General features: G+C 66.9%; 13 protein-coding genes. 1 reads left to right on the top strand and 12 read right to left on the bottom strand.

Features of this window, described 5'->3' with window-relative positions; translation table 11 throughout:
• Positions 1–24: 24 nt before the first annotated feature.
• The 4 genes from AB0H00_RS29140 to AB0H00_RS29125 form a co-directional block, all read right to left on the bottom strand.
• Complete coding sequence (locus tag AB0H00_RS29140) at positions 25–612, bottom strand: Uma2 family endonuclease (RefSeq protein WP_357272545.1); 588 nt, start codon at positions 610–612, stop codon at positions 25–27.
• A 72-nt stretch (positions 613–684) separates the two neighbouring features.
• Positions 685–1101 carry a type II toxin-antitoxin system VapC family toxin gene (locus AB0H00_RS29135; protein WP_357272543.1) on the bottom strand — a complete coding sequence of 139 codons (417 nt, stop codon included), beginning with the start codon at positions 1099–1101 and terminating at the stop codon, positions 685–687.
• Positions 1098–1316, bottom strand: a complete 219-nt coding sequence (locus AB0H00_RS29130) for a type II toxin-antitoxin system CcdA family antitoxin (protein ID WP_357272541.1) — start codon at positions 1314–1316, stop codon at positions 1098–1100. Before AB0H00_RS29130 ends, AB0H00_RS29135 begins: the two co-directional genes overlap by 4 nt.
• Positions 1317–1400: 84 nt before the next feature.
• Complete coding sequence (locus tag AB0H00_RS29125; protein ID WP_357272539.1) at positions 1401–4766, bottom strand: arabinosyltransferase domain-containing protein; 3366 nt, start codon at positions 4764–4766, stop codon at positions 1401–1403.
• Between the two features lie 197 nt (positions 4767–4963).
• On the opposite strand from AB0H00_RS29125, the gene AB0H00_RS29120 reads away from it, so the two are divergent.
• Complete coding sequence (locus AB0H00_RS29120; RefSeq protein ID WP_357272537.1) at positions 4964–5461, top strand: peptidylprolyl isomerase; 498 nt, start codon at positions 4964–4966, stop codon at positions 5459–5461.
• Between the two features lie 69 nt (positions 5462–5530).
• Here AB0H00_RS29120 and AB0H00_RS29115 read toward each other — a convergent pair whose 3' ends face one another.
• The 8 genes from AB0H00_RS29115 to AB0H00_RS29080 form a co-directional block, all read right to left on the bottom strand.
• A complete protein-coding gene (locus AB0H00_RS29115) occupies positions 5531–7075 on the bottom strand; it encodes an acyl-CoA carboxylase subunit beta (RefSeq protein ID WP_357272534.1) in 1545 nt (514 codons plus the stop codon).
• Positions 7072–12390, bottom strand: coding sequence for a polyketide synthase Pks13 (gene pks13, locus AB0H00_RS29110; protein ID WP_357272532.1), 5319 nt, complete (start codon positions 12388–12390; stop codon positions 7072–7074). Before pks13 ends, AB0H00_RS29115 begins: the two co-directional genes overlap by 4 nt.
• Before the next feature lie 108 nt (positions 12391–12498).
• Positions 12499–14415, bottom strand: a complete 1917-nt coding sequence (fadD32, locus tag AB0H00_RS29105) for a long-chain-fatty-acid--AMP ligase FadD32 (protein ID WP_357272530.1) — start codon at positions 14413–14415, stop codon at positions 12499–12501.
• A 190-nt stretch (positions 14416–14605) separates the two neighbouring features.
• Entirely contained in the window at positions 14606–15595 is a 990-nt protein-coding gene (locus AB0H00_RS29100) for an LLM class F420-dependent oxidoreductase (RefSeq protein WP_357272576.1), read from the bottom strand.
• Positions 15596–15844: 249 nt separating this feature from the next.
• Positions 15845–16831 carry a cutinase family protein gene (locus AB0H00_RS29095; protein ID WP_357272529.1) on the bottom strand — a complete coding sequence of 329 codons (987 nt, stop codon included), beginning with the start codon at positions 16829–16831 and terminating at the stop codon, positions 15845–15847.
• Positions 16828–17340 carry a DUF732 domain-containing protein gene (locus tag AB0H00_RS29090; RefSeq protein ID WP_357272526.1) on the bottom strand — a complete coding sequence of 171 codons (513 nt, stop codon included), beginning with the start codon at positions 17338–17340 and terminating at the stop codon, positions 16828–16830. Before AB0H00_RS29090 ends, AB0H00_RS29095 begins: the two co-directional genes overlap by 4 nt.
• 344 nt (positions 17341–17684) lie before the next feature.
• Positions 17685–19484 (bottom strand): alpha/beta hydrolase-fold protein, encoded by a 1800-nt coding sequence (locus AB0H00_RS29085; RefSeq protein WP_357272524.1) that lies wholly within the window; start codon positions 19482–19484, stop codon positions 17685–17687.
• 269 nt (positions 19485–19753) lie between these two features.
• Entirely contained in the window at positions 19754–20794 is a 1041-nt protein-coding gene (locus AB0H00_RS29080; RefSeq protein WP_357272522.1) for an alpha/beta hydrolase family protein, read from the bottom strand.
• Between the last annotated feature and the right edge of the window lie 828 nt (positions 20795–21622).

Below are 21622 nucleotides of genomic sequence, written 5' to 3'. Positions count from 1 at the left end.
CCTGTGTCCGGGGTATCGGGCTTCCTACCCTGTCGTCAGCTCGCCAAAAGCGACGTCGATGGATATCGGCACGTCCAGGGTCAGTCGGCGAGTATGCAGGCACACAAGGTGATAGCGAGCTTCGGAGAGCCGGTACTCCTCGATCTGCTCGATTCCGTCGCCTGCCTCGGTAAGAAACACTATGAGGTATACCGGGATACCGGCCGCCGCGTACGCGGCCTTCTTCTCCACCGTATCAGTGTGGTGCGAACTGTCAGGCGAGACGATCTCCACCACGAGCACGGTGTCACCGGCGTAGAGCTTCGCATCATCGTCCAGACAGCGATACACGATGACGTCCGGACGACGGAGGCTGAGCGGAACGTCGCTGAGCCGGACGTCCACGTTTGTCTCGACCATCAACCACGGCTCCGGTTTCCGTGCCGCTTCCATCCCCGCCGCCATACGCCGCGCCACCCTATTGTGCAGCCGTGATGGGCTCTCGCACTTCACGATATGGCCGTCGACAACCTCGATAGTTCGACAGAAGTCGGCAGGCAGCAATTCATAGTCCCGCGCGGTGATCTGTTCCGGAATCCAGCGGTACCAGTCACTGGGTCCGCCGCTCGTCATGCCGTGAGCCTACCGGCAGGCTCGCAGACCGACGATCCGATCGGGATCAGGTAGGTGTCCGCACGACCGAACTCATTCTCGCTGTTCCACCGCAGCGCGAATGTCCTCGGCGCGTGAGGACGCTCGAGCCAGCCGTCCGTCCGTGGTGATCAGCGGCATGTCCAGCTGTTCGGCAAGTTCGACATAGAGAGCATCGGTCAGCCTGATCGCGGCCCGTCGAGCCCAAGCACCTTTGGTCAGGTTCAGCAGCGGGTGGCGGGTCAGTGGCGCGCGGGCGAGGCGGCTCAGTGCGGTCTCGACGTCGGTGTCGGTCAGCTCGCCGGCTCGGTTCAGTCGCCCCAGTGCGGAGAGGACTTCGGCGTCGAAGTGGGCTGGGACATGCATGACGGTCGTCGTGATCCTCGCGCTTACGGCGGCTGTGCGGTCGTTGCGCACAAGGACATCGACCATCGCGCTGGCATCTAGAACGATCTGTTCGGAATCGGTCACCGGCCGAACTCGTCGCGCGCGGAATCGAGGGCGGCAAGGATGGCCTCATGCGAGACCTCGGGGCGGTCGTCTGCGAGCTCGGCCAACCAAGCCGAGGTCGCGCTCTTTTCCAGTTCCGCGAGAATCGCGGCTTGTGTCAGCGCGGAAACATTCAGCCCCCGTTCACGGGCGCGCTCAGCCAGTTCGTCGGGAACATACACATTGAGCCGAGCCATACGGCCAATATACACACTTAGGTGTGTATATTGGCCGTGAGTGGTGTGACGGGATGGTCGCCTGTTTCGGGGGCCGGGAATGGGTCAGAACGCCCGCAGGCTGCCCGGGGACCAGAACCCGGAGCGGGTGGCGGTGCCGGTGTCCAGCCTGGCCGGGACCGCGTTGCGGTCGTACTGGTCGTACCGCTCCAGCGAACCCCAGTCGCGCGCCCAATCGTCCTTCAGGTAGGTCGGCACCGTGGTCGACTTGCCCAGCATCTGCGCGAAGCCGAGCGGGCCGCCGAACTCCTCGGCCTGCCAGGTGTTGGTCGAGCTGATGGCCAGCGGGCGGTCCGGCAGGATGCGGTAGCCCGGAACCTCGGCGACGCCGTTCTCATGGTAGAACGGCCGCTGACACGGGAACTGTAGGCCGACCGCCCAGTCCAGCAGGATCGGCTGCTCGGAACCGAGGAGGTTGTTGAGCGATTGCAGCTTCGGCATGCGCGGCGGAGTGAACGCCAGCCACTGGTCACCGATCAGGATGGGGTCGTTGGCGACGATGCGCACCGCGTCGGCGTCGGGCGCGATCTCGTCCAGAGGCACCCGCAAGTTACGCCAGGACGGGAACGGGCCGATGTCGCGCGGCAGGTAGGTGCCGAGCTTCTGCACACTGCCGTCGGGCAGGTGCTTGCCGTAGTCGACGGTGAGCGACTGACCGTACTTCATCGCGCCGGTGTCGTCGAAGGAGAGAATGCGACCTGCGGCCGAGATCACCACCAGCGGTTTGTCCGCCGAACGGGCGGGCAGTTGATACCAACTGGAGGTGACGTTGGCGGGCTGCTGCACGCCGTTCTGGTAGCTGCCGAGAATCGGCGTGGACGCCGGATCGAGGCCGAAGGGCAGGGCGACGGTGCTGCCGTTCACGCCGCGCGCGCCCTGACCACCTCCGGTACCAGCACTCTGCCCCTCGGCGAACGCCGCGCCGACCGACTGGGTGGAAGTGTTGCCGGTGCCCGGCTTCACCTCGACGCTGTCGGCTGACAGATCGTTCGGCACGCCGTTCGGGTCGAAACCGACCGGATCGACACCCGCGAGCGGGTCAGCCGGATCGGTCGGCGGATGCGCCGGATCGATGATCGGCTCCAGCCTGCCACCGTTCGGGTTCGGTTCCACCAGGACGTCGTTGGCGAGTCCGCAGGTATTGCCGCCGAGCGCGTCGATGTTCGAGCGGGCCAGCGAGTACGCCGGGTATTGCGAGACCGCCCCCTTGACCAGCGAGAGCACCTCCAACGCGACCATCAGCGCGGCGACCACGGTCAGCGGGATCGCGGCGAACTTGCGAATCCGCTTGCCGCGCGGCGACTTCGGTGACGGCTGTGGCTTGGTGTAGTCCTCGCGCAGCGCGTACCAACCCACCAGCGCGAGCGCCACGCCGAACAGGACCAGCATCACGGTGTTCGACTGATAGCCGTGCAGCGAGATGCGCTTGTCGAACCACGGCACACCGAAGCTGGACACATACCAGTAGCCGTTGATGCCGGAGAACGCGACCGCGAGCACGAACAGCAACCCGGCGAGGAAGATCGCCCGGTTCTTTCGCGCCCGCAGCGCACTCGCCGAGACCGCGACCGCGGTGACCGCCGCCAGTGACCCCGCGATGCCCGCGTAGGCGCCGAAGTGGTGAGTCCACTTGGTCGGGTTGAACATCATGAAGAAGATGGTTCCGAAGACCACGCCCATCAGCCGCCAGGTCGGCCCGCTCGCGATGCCAGGGACCTGCCTGCGGCGCAGCAGCACCAGCATGGTGGTGAACAGGCACAACAGCATCACCAGGAAGGCGAAACGGCGCGACAGCGAACCGTCCACGGTCTCCACGAACAAGTAGTAGTAGCGCAGGTAGTCCTCGTACCAAGCCAGGTTCGGCCCGGTCACCTGACGCACCCGGTTGGCCTCCTGGATACCGGCGAAGGTCTGGTCACTGTAGACCACGGTGAGCACGAGAACACCGGCCGCCGCGATCGGCGCGAGCAGCGGCAGCGTCGAGCCCCACGGCCCCACCCCGTCGGCGGCGAACCGCCGGTGCTTGCGCACCACGATGCGCACCAGCGGACGGATGCCCGCGAGCAACGCCGCCACACACATCAGACCCGTCGGCGCCGCCGCGAGAGTGAACGCCGCGACGAGCACGGCGATGGCGGCGGGCAGCAGGCGGCCGGTAGCGATGGCTCGCTCGATCGACACCCAGGTCAGCAGTGCGCCGAGCGCGACGATCGGCTCGGAGCGCAGACCGTTGTCGAACGGCAGCCAGAACGCCAGAAAGACCAGACCACCGGTCCACAACGCGACCTTGCTGCTGCGCACACCGCGGCCGAGCCGAGGAACGACCTCGCGGCTGATCACCATCCAGCACAGAATCGCGCAGGCCAGCGCCGGCAACCGCACCCACGGGCTGGCCGTGGAGATCTCCGAGAAGACCTGGATCACGTAGTAGTACCAGCCGAACGGCGCCTCCGGCACGCCATACCAACGGAAGTAGTTGGCCATGTACCCCGCATGCGGAGCGACGCGCACCATGCTGAGGATGTAGCCGTCGTCGGAGGTGTTCGCGCCGGCGAAATGCCAGAGCACCAGCGTGCTGATCACCGCGCCGTCCGCCCAGGTCGGCTTCAGCCAGTTCGCCGGGAGGAACCGGCGGTGCCCGCGCCCGTCACTGCCGTCGAGCCGAGCCAGCGCCGCCAACGCAACCAGTGTGCACAGCACCGCCGCGATCAGCGCAATCAGCTTGATCGCGGTCGGGCCGGATGAGAAACGGGTGTCCACGGTCATGTGGAACGCCAGTCCCTCCGGCGCCGCGCCCTTCAGGTCGGAGAAGACCCCGACCACCTGTGGACGCAGATCGCCGCTCAGCTGACCTTCCACCGGCGCCGTGACCATCTCGGTCACCCCCGGCGCCGCACCAGCGACCGGTTGCTCGACTTGCCTGGTGAGCCCGTCGAATACCGCGCGCGTGCGATCGCTGTCCGAGCTGATGGTCAGCGACGTGCACTCACCCATCCGCTCCCGGTCGGCCGACACCACCACCGCGTTGCGGTCGATCACGTCCACCGAGCTCTCCGAGACGCGGACGAACATGGCCTCCAGCGCGGCCCGGTCGCCCTGCGGCGGCGCGGTCGCCAGCAGCATGCCGCCCCGCTCGGGCAACTGCGCGATAGTGCTGCACGGAATCGTCGCGTTCAGCTCGATCGGGACCTGCGACATCAGCGGCGCCTGCACGTTGCCGAGCGTCCCGCTCTGCGGCCAGTTCAGCACCGCGGTGGTCTGCGTGACCGGTAAGAACGGCGTCGCCAGCGCGAACAGCGCGCCGAGCACCCCGGCGACCAGAGCGATTATTCGCGCGGTGCGGAAATCGTTCGGCGTGACCGCCGGAACGGCGGGCGGCTTCGTCAGTACAGCTGTAGCGGCGTCGGGCACGGTTGGCAATGCTATCTGCCCGCGTCTCCGCGCGGGCAGAGCGTGGCCCGGAGAATTTGCGGGGTCTCAGCTTATTCGCGGCCGACTGCCAGAATGGCGTGCCCGGCAGACCGGAAAATGCCATTACCGGCACGCCCCGGCGCGGTAAGGGACCCCGTACTGCTGACCGATAGCGACACCGATGGAAAGGTGGGGGTATGACCAAGGTGAATCTCTCGACGAATTACGGACCGATCATCCTCGAACTGGACGACCAGAAGGCGCCGGGCACGGTGCGCAACTTCGTGGAATACGTGAACGCGGGCCACTACAACGGCACGATCTTCCACCGTGTCATGCCCGGCTTCATGATCCAGGGCGGTGGCTTCGAGCCCGGCATGCGCCAGAAGGGCACCAAGGCACCGATCCAGAACGAGGCGAACAACGGCCTGAAGAACAGCAAGTACACCGTCGCGATGGCACGCACCAACGACCCGCACTCCGCGACCGCGCAGTTCTTCATCAACGTCTCCGACAATGAGTTCCTCAACCACTCCGCCCCCACCCCGTCGGGCTGGGGCTACACCGTCTTCGGTGCGGTGACCGAGGGCACCGAGGTGGTCGACAAGATCGCCGCCGTCTCCACCTCCTCGGCGGGCATGCACCAAAATGTTCCGGTCGACGACGTCGTCATCGAATCCGCCAGCATCGGTTGATCTTTCTTCGCACAGAACGCGAATCGGGCCGCGCCCCAATGGGTGCGGCCCGATCGTGGTCCGTCGGCGCTACAACGGGAGCAGGTGGTGCTTGCGCGGGTTGCGGGCAAGACTCTTGTCCCGCAACAGCTGTAGCGCGCGGCGCAGCTCCAGCCGGGTGGTGGACGGCTCGATGACCGCGTCGATGTACCCGCGCTCGGCGGCCACCCACGGCGTCGCCATAGTGGCGTTGTAGAAGTCGATCATCTGCTGGCGCATGGCCGCCCGCTGCTCCTCCGGCGCGGCCTCCAGCTGCTTGCCGCCGATCAGGCTGACCGCGCTCTCGGCGCCCATCACCGCGATGCGCGCGGTGGGCCACGCCAGATTCACGTCAGCCCCCAGCTGCTTGGAACCCATCACGGCATAGCCGCCGCCGTAGGACTTGCGGATCACCACGGTCACCTTCGGCACCGTGGCCTCCACGAAGGAGAACAGGAACCGCCCCCCGCGCTTGATGACGCCGATTTTCTCCTGCTCGACACCAGGCAGAAAGCCGGGCGTGTCGACGACGAACACCAGCGGAATCTCGAACGCGTCGCACAGCCGCACGAAATGCGCCGCCTTGTCCGACGCCCGCGCGTCCAGCGCGCCCGCATAGACCATCGGCTGGTTGGCGACGACACCGACGCTGCGCCCGTCGACGCGGGCGAACCCGGTGATGATGTTGCGGCCCGCGGACTCGCCGACCTCGTGGAACGCGCCGTCGTCGAACATGCGCAGCAAGACGTCGTGCATGTCGTACGCGGCGTTGTCGGAATTGGGGATGATCGAGTTCAGCTCGAGGTCGCTGTCCGTGAGCTCCGGCTCCAGACCAGGGTTCACGATCGGCGCAGGCTCCTGGCAGCTGGTCGGTAGGTAGCTCAGATAATCCCGCACCCACTCGAACGCGGCGACCTCGTCCTTGGCGACGTGGTGGATGTTGCCGTATTCGGCCTGGCTGCGCGCGCCGCCGAGCTCCTCCAGGCTGACGTCCTCGCCGGTCACCTCCCGGATCACTTTCGGGCCGGTGACGAACATGTACGCCTCTTCGGTGGCCACCACTACGTCGGTGTTGATCGGGGCGTAGACGGCGCCGCCCGCACACTTGCCGAGGATCATCGAGATCTGCGGGACCAAACCCGACAGCGGCTCCTGACGCCGCCCCAGCTCGGCGTACCACGCCAGCGAGGTCACCGCCTCCTGCACACGCGCGCCGCCGGAGTCGTTGATGCCGACCACCGGGCACCCGACCTTGGCCGCGTACTCCAGCATCCCGGCCACTTTGCGACCGAACATCTCGCCGACCGAACCGCCGTAGACGGTCTGGTCGTGTGAGAACACCGCCACCGGCCTGCCTTCGACCAGGCCATGGCCGGTGACGACGCCGTCGCCATAGAGCGCTGCCGGATCGCCCGGCTTGCGTACGAGTGCACCGATTTCGACGAAGGTGCCCGGATCGAGCAGCATGTTGATCCGATCGCGGGCGCTGGGGATTCCCTTCTTCGCCCGTTTGGCCACCCCCGCTTCACCCGCAGGCTCCTGCGCCAATTCCAGTCGCTTGCGCAGGTCGGCGAGTTTCTCGGCCGTAGTGCTCACTTCGCCCCTTTCGCCTCGATCGCGGCGAGTTTCGCGGTCAGGTCGGCCCCGATCTTCCCGATCCGCGGTTCATCGATGATCTGCAGGTGATCACCCGCGATGTGGACGATCTCCAGGTTCGTCAGGTAGTCGTCCCAGCCGCCGTTCGGCACTCGCTCGCCGAAGCGCGGCTCGAGCTCGATCATGCCGTCGTGGTAGCGGTCGGCGAGGTAGAGCACGACATCCCCGTCGTAGTGGGACGGTTGGGTCCTGGCGAGATGACGGCTATCGATCCATGAGGTGCGCTGGTGCTCGAGTACACCGCCCGGGATCTTCGCGCCACTGATCTTGATCAGATCACTGATCATCTTGAACTGCTCTTCGTCCGAGGCCCCGGCCAGCGTCTCCAACTGCTCGCGGTCCAATTCGCCCTCGACGCCGTAGGTCTTCTTCGCGAAAGCCTGGTAGCGCTCGATCCGGCGCACACGCTCGTCAGGGCTGTTGTCCTCCCCCGCGGTGGGGATGGCGAGATCGATCAGGCCGACCATGCGCACATCCGCGCCCTCGGCGCGCAGCAACTGCGCGGCCTGCATGGCCAGCACCGCACCGAGCGACCATCCGTAGAGCACGAACGGACCGTCACCCTGGATCTTGCGCAGCTCGGGAAGGTACTGGCGAGCCCGCTCGTCGATGGAACCCTCGACTCGCTCGAAGCCGTACATGGGTGTGTCCGCGGGCAGGCGCTTCAGCAGCGGCTCGTAGACCAGTGTGTTGCCGCCCGACGGATGGAACACGAAGACCGGCACCGCGGTCGAGCCTTCCGTCCGCGCGCGCAGCGGACGGACGAAACCGTCCACATCGGCGCCACTGTCCTCCAGCTCGCGCACGATGCCCGCCAGCTGCTCTATGGTCTCGCAGTCGAGCACGTCGTCGACGGTGATCTCGGCCTTGACCCGCTCGCTGAGACGCGCCGCCAGCCTCTCGGCGGTGTCCTCGTCCAGGATCGGCAGAGTGTCGAAGATCCCTCCGGCCGACTTACCGGTCACCACCGCCCAGGTGGCGAAGGTCAGGCGTTCGGCGGCGTCGCGCGGCGGGACGCTGTCCTCATCGGCGGGCTGACTGCCGCCGAAGAGCGCGGCGGGTGTCGCCGGCGCCGCTGCCACCGCGGGAGCGGGCTCTGCGACCTGGCCCGAGTCGGCTTCGGGCGCAGCGTTTTCCAGCGCCGCGACAGCGGCGTCCGATGCGGCGGCAGCAGTGCCCGGTGTCGTGGTCTCGGTGGCCGACGTCGCGGACACCACTTCCGATACCGCGGCGACCGGGTCCGCGCCGGTGGCGAGGGCAGCCCTGGCCGCGGCCATGAAATCGCCGTCGACGGTGAGCTCGCCCGAACCGCCCGCGGCTTTGTCGGCGGCCTGCTTGTCAGCCATCGCCTGCACCTCGTCGCGGTGTTCGATGGCGTAGCGCAGCACCTTGCCGACCTCATGGAGGCTCGCGTCGCGCACGGCTTGGACCTGGAGCTGCGGGATGTCGAACTCGTACTCGACCCGGTTCTTGATCCGCATGGCCATCAGCGAGTCCAGACCGAGCTCCATCAGCGGGATCTCCATCGGCAGGTCCTCGACCGCGTAGCCCATGGACTCGGCGACGATCAGCGCGAGCCGCTCCTCCACGGTCTGCGTGCCGTTCGGATCCCACCGCGCGCCGAAGGTCTCCACGATCTCGATGTCGGCGTCGCCCTGCTGCACCGCCGTAGCGGCCGGAACCGACTCGGCTACAACGGGTTCCGGCAGCGGCACCGAGTGGGTGGGCTGGCTCGAGATAACCACCGCGTCGAACAGCAGCCGGAATGCGGCGTTCTCATTGGCGTGCACCTGCACCGACGCACCACCTGGGTGCGGGGTGAGTGTCGTGGTGAGCGTGCCCGCGGCCGGGATCGCGCCGTGCGGGATCGAGGCGCTCAGCGAAACATCGCTGAGTACCTGCGCCGCAGCGGAATTCACCAGTGCTACCAGATCGGTGACGGACGACGCTTGCACCTCCCAGACGTGCCTGCCGTCGGGCAGCGCGACGTGCGCTCCGGGCACCCGGCTGGTGCCGCTCACGGACATCTTCGCCTTCGGCCAGTATTCCTTGCGCAGGAACGTGGTTCGTGGAATGTCGGCGTAGTCGCCCGTGGGCAGCAGCGAGGGAAGATCCACCGTGTGGCCGTGCACATAGAGCTGAGCGAGTGCGGCGATGACACCCGCGGACTCGTCTTCCTTGCGCTTGAGCGTCGGGATGAGCTGCGCGTCGTGCACGCCCGCCGCGAAGGTGGTACCCAGAACCTGCATCAGCGCCACCGAATTCGGCGCCAACTCCAGGAACGTGGTGTGCCCGGTGTCCACCGCGAGCTTCACCGCATTGGTGAAGTACACGCTGTGGCGCATGTTCTTGACCCAGTAGTCCTCATCGTGGATGGGGTCCTGACCGGGACGGATGTACTTCTCCTTGTGCACGGTCGAGTACAGGCCGAGCTTCAGTTTGGTCGGCTCGATGCCCGCCAGCTCCGCGGCCAGCTCACCGAGCAGCGGATCCATCTGCGAGGTATGGCCCGCGCCGCGCGTCTGCAACACGCGGGCGAACTTGCCCGCGGCCTCCACCTGCGCGACGATCGCGGCGATCTGATCCTGTGGACCGCCGATCACCGTGTTGGTCGGCGCCGCGTATACCGCGACCTCGACGTCCGGGTAGTCCGGCAGCAGTTTCGCTACGTCCTCGGCGCTGTATTCGATCAGCGCCATGTTGCGCACATCGTCGTCGCTGATCATCTGCTCGCCCTCGCCCATCAGGCGGGAGCGGGCGCAGATCACGCGAACCGCGTCCGCGAGGTCGAGGCCGCCCGCGATGTAGGCACCCGCGACCTCGCCCATCGAATGGCCGACCACGCCTTGGGCTTCGGCGCCGTGCGCGCGCAGCAGCGCGGCCAGACCGATCTGGATGGTGAAGATGCCGACCTGCGAGGTACCGACGTCGTAGTCCTGGCTGTCGTCCAGAAACATCTCGCGCACCGAGTATCCGGCCTCGTCCAGCACCAGCTCGTCGACCTCGTCGACGGTGTTCGCGAAGATCGAGTTCTCCAGGTAGAGCTGCTTACCCATCTTGCGGTGCTGTGCGCCGAAACCGGCCAACACCCACATCGGGCCCATGGCGGCCGGAGCATCGGCGGTGAACACGCCGACGCCCGGCTTGCCCGCCGCGATGGCTCGCAGTCCGGCGATCGCTTCCTCGTGTGTCTTGGCGAGTACCACACCGCGCGAGCGCCAGTGGCTGCGCTTGGCCAGCGAGCGCGCCACATCGGCAAGCGGGGTCCGCGCGCCCGCCTCGGACTCCAGCCAGTCGGCCAGCTCGGCGGCGGCGCGGCGACGACGCGAAGGCAGGTAGCCCGACACGGGCAGGATCATCGGCAGCGGCTCGGTGCGCTCGGCGGTCCATTCGGCAACGGACGAGGAGGTTTCGGTGTCCGCGACGACGGCGGCGGCTTCCGCGACCACATCGGTGGTCTCGTCCAGCGCCGCCTCGACGTCGGCAACCTCGGGCGCCGCCGCCGGGACAGAGCCCTCCGTCGCACTCGGCACGTACTCCTGCAGCACGACGTGCGCATTGGTGCCGCCGAACCCGAAACCGGAGATGCCGATGGTGGCGGTGCCGCTGTAGCGCGGGAACTCGGTCGGCTCCGTGACCACCTTCAGGTGCGCCTGCTCGAACGGGATGTACGGGTTCGGCCCCTCGTAGTTGATGTTGGGCGGAAGTACGTTGTGCTGCAACGCCATCACCACCTTGGCCAGGCTCGCCGCACCGGCGCCGGACTCCAGGTGACCGAAGTTGGTCTTCGCCGAGCCGAGCAGCGCGGGCTTGTCGGCCTCGCGGCCGCGGCCGACCACCCGACCGAGCGCATCGGCTTCGATCGGGTCACCGAGCAACGTGCCGGTGCCGTGCGCCTCGATGTAGTCGACGGTCGAGGGCACGACGCCCGCGTCCCGGTAAGCCCGGCGCAGCACGTCGGCCTGAGCGTCAGGGTTCGGGGCGAGCAGGCCGTTGGAGCGGCCATCGTTGTTGACCGCGGAGCCCTTGATGACGGCCATGATCCGGTCGCCGTCGCGCTCGGCGTCGGCGAGTCGCTTGAGCACCACCAGCCCGGCGCCTTCGGAACGCACCATACCGTCGGCGTCGGAGGAGAACGCTTTGATCCGGCCGTCTTTCGCGACCGCCCCAACCGAGTCGAAGCCGAGCGTAGCCATCGGCGCGAGCAGCATGTTCACGCCACCGGCCAGGGCGACGTCGGCATCGCCATCACGAAGCGCACGCACCGCCTGGTGCACCGCGACCAGCGTGGACGAGCACGCGGTGTCGACGGCGACCGATGGTCCGCGGAAGTCGTAGAAGTAGGAGACGCGGTTGGAGATGATGCCCGACGAGCTGCCGGTCAAGCCGTACGCGGCGGCCGACGCGGGCGCGGACGGGTCCTCCTCGCCGAGCCCGAGCGCGGCGATCAGCATGAAGTCGTTGGTCGAGGTGCCGATGAAGACACCGACCGGCTCACCCTTGAGTTCGCTCGCCGGAATCCTCGCGTGCTCCAACGCCTCCCAGGTCAACTCCATCATGAGGCGCTGCTGCGGATCTACCCGCTCGACCTCGATCGGCGACATCGCGAAGAACTCCGCGTCGAAGCCCTTCACTACATCCTGGTCGAGATAGCCGCCCAAGCTATTGCCCTCGGCGATCGCCTTGGCCGCCACCGGGTCGCTGGAGAACTCGGCCCACCTGCCGTCAGGGAGCTCGCGGATGGCGTCGCCGCGTCCGATCAGGAATTCCCAGGTCGACTCCGGCGTGGTGCCCGCGCCGGGCAGCCGCGTCGACATACCCACGATGGCGATGTCGTGCGCGGCGCCCGGCGTGTAGCCCGCGGTGTAGAAGGCGTCGTCGGATGATTCCTCCGCTGCCTCCGGCTCACCGTTGACGATCCGCTCGGCGAGCGAGGCGATGGTCGGATGCTGGTAGGCAACCGTGGCCGTCAGCATCACGCCGGTCAGTTCCTCGATATCACCGGACAGGGCGATGGCGTCGCGTGAGGCGAGCCCGAACTCCTCCATCGGCCGGTCCACGGTGATCTGCTCGATCGGCTGTCCGGTCGCTTCGGAGACCCACCTGCGCAACCACTCGCGCAGCTCCGCCACCGACAGGTCGGCCTGCGTGCCGCCCTTCGGGGATTCGGCCGAACTCCCGGCTGCCGCATGGGCGGTCGCTTCGGCGGGCGGGGTCTCGATCGTCTGTGTGGGCGTGCCCTCGTTGTCAGCCATCAATTCCTCAAGCTACCTGTCTACGTACCGGGCGTACCGTCAATTGACGCTCGGCGTGGGAAGGTCGGCGCCGAGCAACGATGGTCGGTCCGAGGCCGCCCTTGGCAATCACTCTTCCAGTGCATCGGGAAACGCCTGCTGGGTGTAACCACCCCGCAGTGTTCCCTCCAGATAGGCGGCCTTGCAGGCTCGCCGGGCGATCTTGCCGCTGGATGTGCGCGGAATCGAACCTGCGGGTACCAGCAGGACATCGCGAACGGTCACACCGTGGCGCAGCGAGACGGCGGCCCGCACCGCGTCGGCGATCGGCAGCGGGTCGGCCTTGCCCGCACCCGGTCCGCGCTCGGCGACGATGACCAGCTGCTCGGAGGCGTCGTCGGCGTCGAACTTCAGGCCGGAATGGCTGCCCTGCTCGAACACCTCGGCGGGGAGCTGGTTGGCAGGCACCGAGAACGCGGCGACGAAGCCGGGCCGTAGCGCCTTGTTCGCCTCCTGTGCGGAGAACTCCAGGTCCTGTGGGTAGTGATTGCGGCCGTCCACGATCACCAAGTCCTTGACGCGACCGGTGATGTAGAGCTCGCCCTCGAAGTAGACGCCGTAGTCGCCGGTGCGCATCCAGTCCGCGTCCGGCTCGGTGCCGTCGGTGTGGCTGCCTTCGGTCAGGCGCTGGGTGACCTTGTTCCGGAAGGTCGCCGCGGTCTCGTCGGGACGACCCCAATAGCCGATGCCCATGTTCTTGCCGTGCAGCCAGATCTCGCCTACCCGGCCGTCGGGCACTTCTTTGCCGCCGCGGTCGGAGTCGACCGACTCCGGATCGACGATGGCGGCCCACTGCGAGAGCGCGACATAACCACAAGACACCTGGGCAATCGCGTTCTCGGCGGTCGGCTCGACCTTCACCATGCGCCCCGCGTTGAGTTCCGTGCGGTCGACATAAGTGACCCTGGCCTCGTCCTCGGCCTTGGTGGCGGAGACGAACAGCGTCGCCTCGGCCATGCCGTAGCACGGCTTGATGGCAGTCTTGGACAGACCGTACGGGGCGAATGCCTCGTTGAACTTCTTCATCGACGAGGTCGTGACCGGCTCGCTGCCGTTGATCAGTCCGATGACGTTCGACAGATCCAGCGCCTCGCCGTTCTTCGGCAGACCGCGCGCGGCCGCGTGCTCGAACGCGAAGTTCGGCGCGGCGGCGAAGGTTCCCGCGCCGTCGTTGGCGGCGGCCAGCTCCTTGATCCAGCGATAGGGGCGGCGCACGAACGCGCTCGGCGACATGATGGTGATGTACTTGCCGCCCACAGCGGGCAGGATCACCGTCAGCAGGCCCATGTCGTGGAACAACGGCAGCCAGGTGACGCCCCGCGAGTTCCAGTCCAGGTTGATCGCGTCGACCATCTGCAAGAGGTTGGTGCCCACCGCGCGGTGGGTGATCTCGACACCGGCGGGCACCCGGGTGGAGCCCGAGGTGTACTGCAGGTAGGCGATGTCGTCTACCGCGACGTCCGGACGCACCCAGCTCTCTCCGACACCGTCCGGAATCGCGTCCACGGCGATGATGCGCGGGCGCTGCGCGGCGGGCAGCGAGCGGAAGAACTGCCGGACCCCGGCCGCCGAGGAGCTGGCGGTCAGGATGGCCGACGGCTCACAGTCGCCGAGCACAGCGTGCAGACGATCGGTGTGGCCGGGCTCGTCCGGGTCGAACAGCGGCACCGAGATGGTGCCGGCGTAGATCGCGGCGAAGAAGGAGATCACATAGTCCAAGCCCTGCGGAGCGAGGATAGCGACCCGGTCGCCCGGGTTGGTCACCTGCTGTAATCGAGCGGCCACCGCGCGCAGCCGAATACCGAACTCACGCCACGTCAGCTCCTGCGCCTCGCCGTCGCGCTCCCGCGAGTAGTCGATGTAGCGATATGCCAGGGTGTTCGCGTCGTTCCGGGTGTGCTTCTCGACGTGATCAACCAGGGTGTGATCCTCGGGAATGCGAATGTTCCCGGTTTCGTCCAGGTAGTCGTCGAAAGTCTCTTCCATTCCTTCTTCTCCTCCGAGGCGCACGCAGCAAGACGGCGAGATCGCCGCTGTTGCCTGTGTGGCCCCGACTCGCTTTCGCCCGCGGGTTGCTCCAAGTGCAGAGCCGGCCTGCAGATTTTGTGCGGTCTGCGCGGTGACCGCTATCGGCTAGATTTACTCAAATCAGAGTCATGTTACAGAGCAGGCCGGCTCACTCGTCTCGCAGCAGGGGAATCACGGGGGCAAACGCGTCCATCTGAGTGGGAAATACACCCACGTACGACATCGAGGTGAGGTCGCGCACACGTCGGATCTGCTCGGCAATCTCCTCGAATGTGCCGATCGCCACATAGGGCGAGTTCAGGATGTCCTCGACGGAAAGCTGGACATCCACCTCGAGATTCGGGTGTAGTCCCCTATCCAACGCCGAAAGCGCCATCTCCGCTGTCTTCTCGCGATCATCGGTGATCACGACAGCGGTGATGGCCCAGTTCAGCTCGATGTCGGCGAACCGGTCACCGGCGGCCTCCTTGATCAAGTTCACCTTCTCCACAGCCTTCTCGATGGTGATGCCGGACAGCAGGCCCTTGCCGTTCTTTGTGGTGACCGGAACGACAGAGACGATGTCCGCGTGCTTGGCAGCCAGCCGCAGCATCTTCGGACCGCCGCCGCCGGTACAGATCGGCGGGCGCGGGCCCTGCCGCGGCCGTGGCGTGCCCTTGATTCCGCGCACCTGGTAGTGCTTGCCGTCGAAGGTGCACTCCTGGCCACGCAGCAGCACGTCGAGAATGGTCAACGCCTCGTCCAGCTTCTCCAGCCGGATGCCGGGCGACTCGTAGGAGATGCCCGCGTTCTCGAACTCTTCCTTGATCCATCCCGCGCCGAGACCGACCTCGAGCCGTCCCTTGGACAGCACGTCGATTGTGGCCAGGTCCTTGGCCAGCACGACAGGGTGCCGGAAACCGTTCGCCAGGACGGAGGTTCCCAGGCGAATCTTCTCGGTGGCCTGGGTGAGTGCGCCGAGCGCGGCGATCGGTCCGATCTGCTCACCGAGGTGGTCGGGCACGACGAAGGTGTCGAAGCCGTACTCCTCGGCCTGCTGTGCCGTCTGGACGAATTTGCGGGCACCGCCCTCTTGCTTGTTTCCCTCGCCCGCCGCCGCGAAGCGGAACGGACGCAACGGAGTGCCCAGCGCGGTCAACGCAGCGTCCGCTTCACGGCTCGCCGTGGTGGCCGGTGCGGCGCCGTTTCGAGCGACCCGCAAGCGATCGCTAGCGGCGGCATCTGTCATGAACTCATGCTCCTGGCTCTGGGGAGATTCGGGCGCGACGCCCGTGCCTGCGGCGTTGCCCAGCGTCGCGATCACCAGCGCACTTTACAGCGTGCTGCCCAACTCGAGTTGCGCTTGTCACGCCATCCGCCTGCGGGGTATCTCACGTGCTGTGAATTTTCACGGATGCGCCGGATGCGGCGCTGTCTCGATGAGACTGTCGGCCCAGTTGGCCGTCCACTGGGTCGCGGTGGTGCCGTCGGCGTCGACGACGAAGCCGTTGTAGAGGCTGTGCACCGGATTGCCCACCGCGCGGACCAGGGTGTTCACGCTGACCACGATGTTCCATGGGCTCAGCGCCTCCCTCGGTGCGTCGCAGATCAGATCGCCTGGGGCGCAGATCGTGTAGGTACGGTCGGCCAGCGAGCCGAAGCCCCCTTGACGCGGACCGGTCATCGTAATGCCCGGCACGTTGAGCCCATTCAGCGCGACTTCGGCACCCACGCCCGGCGGGGGCGTGCCGATCTGGATCGCCTGGCCCGGCCCCGTGTCGCCGGTACGCCTGCCGTCCGCGATCAGCATCACGCCGAGCACCAGGTCGGCGGGCACAGGGCCATTGTTCGCACCGATCTGCGCGGCGATATCGCCTGCGATCACCGCGCCCTGGGAGAATCCGGCGAGCACATAGGTGGTCAGCGGGCACTCCTTGTTGCGGGCGACCATCGCGTCGACCATCCGCTTCGTGCCCTCGGAGCGGCTGTTGTTATAGGACTGCTGGCCATCCGGCGGAATCGCTATCGGGTTGGAGAACTGCGCGACGTACGGGACGGTGTACACGTCCAGCCGCTCGGTCGGGAACTTCTGCGCAACCGGATCGGAGATGTTGAGCATCAGCGATAGCGGGTTCGCGGCCGGGTTGTGCGGATCATCATAGCTATTCGACTCCCACGTGCCCGGCACCGAAATCATCTGCACGTCAGGACAACTCGCCGGCTGCGAGGTCGGTCGCTCCGGCGGCTTCGGTCCCGGCTCCGGTGGCCGCAACCGCCCCGCTAGCAGATACCACAGCAGCAGGACGACAAGGATGATCAGCACGACGATGCCGATCAAGATCAAACATCCCGCCGGCTTGGACCGGCGGGATGTCGAACGGCTGCGCGCACTCACTGGCAGTACGTCGCCTTGGAGGTGGCGATGTAGATCTGCCCGGCCCGCTCGACCGGCATCTTCGCCGGATCGAAGGACGGATCCGAACCGGCCATCGCGGTGACGAAGGTCATCAGATCCTGATCGGACGCGCCCGCGGCGGTGCCCTGGCAGACGTACGCGCCGATACTCAGCGCGATGTCGGGCGTGGCCGGGGTGATGCCCTGCTTCCGCAGCTCGTCGAGGAACCTCTTGTCCTTGTCGGTGAGCTTCGAGGTGTCCGCGGGTGGAGCGGCCTCGGTAGGCACCGGCTGCGGCCGTTCGGGCGTCTCCGCGCTCGTAGGCGGCTGCTCCGGCGCGGGCTGTCCAGTGGCGACCGCGGTGGTCGACGAGGTGGCCTGCTGCGTCGCCGTCGTGGTGCGCGTCGGCGTGCTCGATACGGTCGAATCATTGTCACCACACGCGGCGAGCAGGCCGGTCGCTGCGATCGCGGCAACCACGCCGACTACCTTTCCACGGGTCCGATGCATGAATTCTTGTCCTCGATCTGTTCGCGAAGCGGGTCGGGTCGACCACAAGGCTAGCTGTGTTTGTTTTGCAGCGCCTTCGGCACTGCGTGTTCGCGGCCCCCTCTTGGCTCGTGTCCGAGCGACCGCCGCTGGCGACTTCGTCGCGGACGCGGCGGTCACTCGGATACGAGCCGGGCCGCGAACGGACAATGCTCGGTCTCGCTGCGCTCGGAACCGGGAACCCGGCAGGCGATCGCTTGGTGGAGGTGGCTGCCCCGTGCGGCGCTGCGTACTAGCAACCCCCTGCAGCTCGCTCGTGGTGGCCACTCCAGAAGGGCAGCCATCCTTGACAAACCGGTCTGTTTTCAGAGGCTGTGGACTTCCGGTGTGCCGTCGCGCACCGTGATGAATCCGGCTTGGAAGTTCTGCTGCACACCGCCAGGAATCGGGAACTGGTCGCTGATCGGGTAGCCGAGTTTGCCGTTCTCGTATCCGGCGTCGCGCCAGGCGTCCATGACGGAACCGTTCTGCACGGCCCAGGCAGCCGACACCGGACTCCAGTAGACATTGCCGCCCTCGAAGCGGCTGAACCGGCCGAGATCCTTCAGGGGCTCTTCCTCGGCGACCGGGAACCCCAACCAGCTGTTCTCGTAGCCCATCTGGGCGTACTTCCCGAAGATCAGGCCCTGGACTCGATGCACACCGGTCTTCTCGTTGTAGTAAAACGGTCCATTCTCGAAGGCCTGCACCGCGCCGGCCTTGTTCGGCGTCTGGATCTCCGGTGCGATCGGATATCCGGCGGGGCCGCGCTCGTAGCCCTGCCTGCCCCACTCCTCCAGAATCGCGCCGCGCACCGCCTGGACGCCGGTCTGCGGCGTCCAGTACAGCGAGCCGTTCTGGAAGGTCTGCAGCCTGCCACGGCCGTCCGGTAGCGGACGCTCGTCGTCGGTAGGCAGCCCGAGCAGACCGGCCGGGCCCATGGCGGCCTGGTAGCCGGCGCCGATCATGCCGCCCACCGAGTGCGCGCCGGTGTCAGGCGAGAAGAACACTCGGCCGCCTTTGAAGTCCTGTGCCACGCCACCGGCCAACTGGTACTCGCCGGTGAGACACTCGCCGAGCCAGCCGTTCCCGGCGGCCGCCGCGCCGATCGCGCCGCCCGCCGCACAGGCGAGCTTGCCCGGGTCCACGCCGAGCGCGGCCGCGGCATGTGTCCAGGACTGGCGCATTTCGAAATCCCAGTACGGCCAGGAGTGCGTGCCGGACGGGCGGTAGTTCACCTGAGCTGGGATGGCAAGTTTGCCCAGCTTGGTCACAAAGTTCTGCGAGGTGAGTCGGGACAGGAGCTCCAGGCCCATGCCCGCGACGTTGGTGCTCAGCCCGGGAATTCCGGAGGCATGGTCGTAGGGACCGGTCGCGCCACTGCCGCTGGAGATGTAGAGGCTGATCCCTTTCAACTTGTCCGCCAGCGCGTACGGATCGTGTCCCTCCCACTCCGAACTCGTCGGCGGACCCCACATGGCGGCCGAGTCGAATCCGCCCGCGTCGCGCATGGCGAACTGGATGGCCTGCGGCATGCCCAGTGTCGTTGTGGTCAGGAAACCGGAATACGAGGCGGCGTACTTCGCGAAGCCGGGATTGCGCGCGGCCAGGAACATGGCGGCCGTTCCACCCATCGACAGGCCCTCTATGCCACGCACTTCCGTGGCCCGCCACTTACTCTCGAGCAGCGGAGGAAGTTCCTTCGTCAGGAAGGTTTCCCACTTGTAATTGTGACCGTTGTTCGGCTCTAGCCAGTCGGAATAGAAGCTGGACTGGCCGCCGACCGGAAGCACGACGGTGACGTTCTTGTCGGCGAAGAAGTCGACCGCGCCCGCGTCCTTCGTCCAACCGCTCTCGTCGTTGGCGGCGCGCAGGCCGTCGAGCAGCAGTAGCACCGGGAATCTAGCGTCCGGACGGGCGTTCCAGTCCCGCGCCAGCAGCAGCTGCACCTGAATGGGCGACCCCATGGACGGCGAATTGACCCACAGCGAGACCCTCCGGTCGGTGAGCCACACGACCTTCTCGACGAGCGGCGGAGCGAGGGCCACGGTGGGCTGCGCGGTGGCGGGGGCGCTGACGGGCAAACCCGCGGCTAGCGGTAGCACCATGGCGGCGGCAAGCAGCATGAGCCGCCCGCGGGCCGGACGAGCACCGCGAGGTACGCGCCTCCCCCATTTACCGCATGTAATCCCTGCCACAAGAGCTTTGTACTCCCGCACTGGCGGTGTTTCGGGAAGACACGCGCTGCGAGCAGACCGGATTGCCTGATTTGCTGGGCCAGGAATCCACCTGCGTGTGCCGAACGCTATCGAGCCGGTTCGATCGAGCCTGCCCGAAACGCGCTTCAGGCCGCACCGATTCGGTGCGGCCTGAAGGCGCGAAGCGGCGAACTAGGTCACCAGCCGCCGGTGGCGTCGAGGATCATGTTCCGCGAGGCGAACAGCTGACCCTCCCAGTATTTCCAGGTGTGGGTGCCCGCGGCCGGGAAATCGAACCGGGCCGGGATGCCCAGCGAGTTCAGGCGGGCCTGGAACGCGCGGGTGTTCACCAGCGACAGGGCTTCCAGCCCCATCGCGGTGCTGGTGTTGAACACGCCGACCGCCGAATTCGGCTGATCGTACGGACCCGGCAGACCGCTGGCCGCCGAGATGTACATCGGCAGGCCCCGCAGCTGCGGCGCGAAGACGAACGGGTCCATCCGCAGCCACGCCGGGCTCCACGGGGCGGCCATCGAGTCGACGTTGAAGCGGCCCGCGTCCAGCATCGCGATGCGGATCGCCTCGCGCATGCCCGGCGCGGAGATGTTCAGGTAGCCCGAGTAGGAGGCGGCGAACTTGAACTGGTCGCGGTGGTAGGCCGCGAGGGCCAGCGCCCCGCTACCGCCCATGGACAGGCCGGCGACCGCGTTGTTGGTGCGCGAGACGCCGTAGCCCTCCAGGAAGGTCGGGAGTTCCTTGGTGAGGAAGGTCTCCCACTTGTACGTCGTCTTCTGGCCATTCAGGTTCGACGGCGCGTACCAGTCGGTGTAGAAGCTGGACTGGCCGCCGACCGGCATCACCAGGGTGATGTTGTCGTTGCCGAACTGCTGCATCGCGTTGGTCTCGAACGACCAGGCGTTGCGGTCGTCGCGTGCCCGCAGACCGTCGAGCAGGTAGAGCGCCGCGTTGCCGCCGCGCGAAGCCCACTGCACCTGGACCTTGATCGGGCCCATACTGGAGGGGACCATCAGGTCCTCGTAGCCGCCCGCGGGAGCCCGCAGTACCGGCGCTTGCACCGACGGTGCCGCCGTGGCGACAGTCGGGATCGCCAGCCCGGCGGCGATCGGTAGCGCCACTACAGCGGCACCGACAGCCAGAATTCGATTACGCCAACCACGAGGTGCGCGTCGCCGTCCCGACTTGGTTCTCTTCGGCGCGGCCGCCCTGCCGAAACGCATGAATTCTGCTCTCTTTCTGCTGTTGTGGTGCCGCTCGCCACCTTTGTGGGGCCGAACAGCACCCGTGCTGCCAACGAGACACACATCACAGCGCACCGAATCCCGACATTTCGGTACTAGTGATGGCGCTACAACGTTCTGGTCACACTTGCGCTCGGTGGACGATATTCGACACCCCTCGCCTAAGCAAGGCCCGGGGCTTTCAACTGCCGAAATCCGGCCGTTCGCAGTATGTGATGGTGCGGTGACCCTATCGCGTTCTGGCGGTGATGTCGTGTTGGAACCCAAGATATTCCATTCATGGCAGGAACCGGGCACTCACCCCAGGATTCGCGCTCAGGCCGGACAGCATCTCGAACACTTGGTCGTGTGTGGTCCCACTCACCGAGGCGGCGCCGCGGCCACCCAGGATTCGCAGTCTCCCCGAAAACACGCAGATACTGGATCGTGATGCGGGCCGAGATTTGTCGAGATTTGATCAGAAGCCAGCCCCAGTCGATCGCATGAGGGAACCCGTCCCCGCCGAAAGCTCCCACCAGCGATCATTCAGCCAACTATGCTGACCCGCGCCCGCCGCCGTTCACAAACACAATTCCCAGCTCGCCATGCCACCAGGGCCCGTCGAGTGCCGGATGCCGACCAGACGATACCGTCCCCACCTCCTGACGCAGCCACATCGGCCCACCCCCGGTTCCGAGCGAAGCGAGACCTGGCATTGCCCGTTCGCGACCCGGCTCGCGTCCGAGCGGCCGACGCGTCCGCGACGAAGTCGCCAGCGGCGGTCGCTCGGACGCGAGCCCAGGGCCACGCACCGCCACCCGGGCGGCA

It is taken from the genome of Nocardia sp. NPDC023852, assembly GCF_040639505.1.
In the GTDB taxonomy this organism is placed as follows: Bacteria; Actinomycetota; Actinomycetes; order Mycobacteriales; family Mycobacteriaceae; genus Nocardia.
The sequence above is the reverse complement of the archived record's forward strand: the minus strand, read 5'-3'. Positions and strand labels throughout refer to the sequence as shown.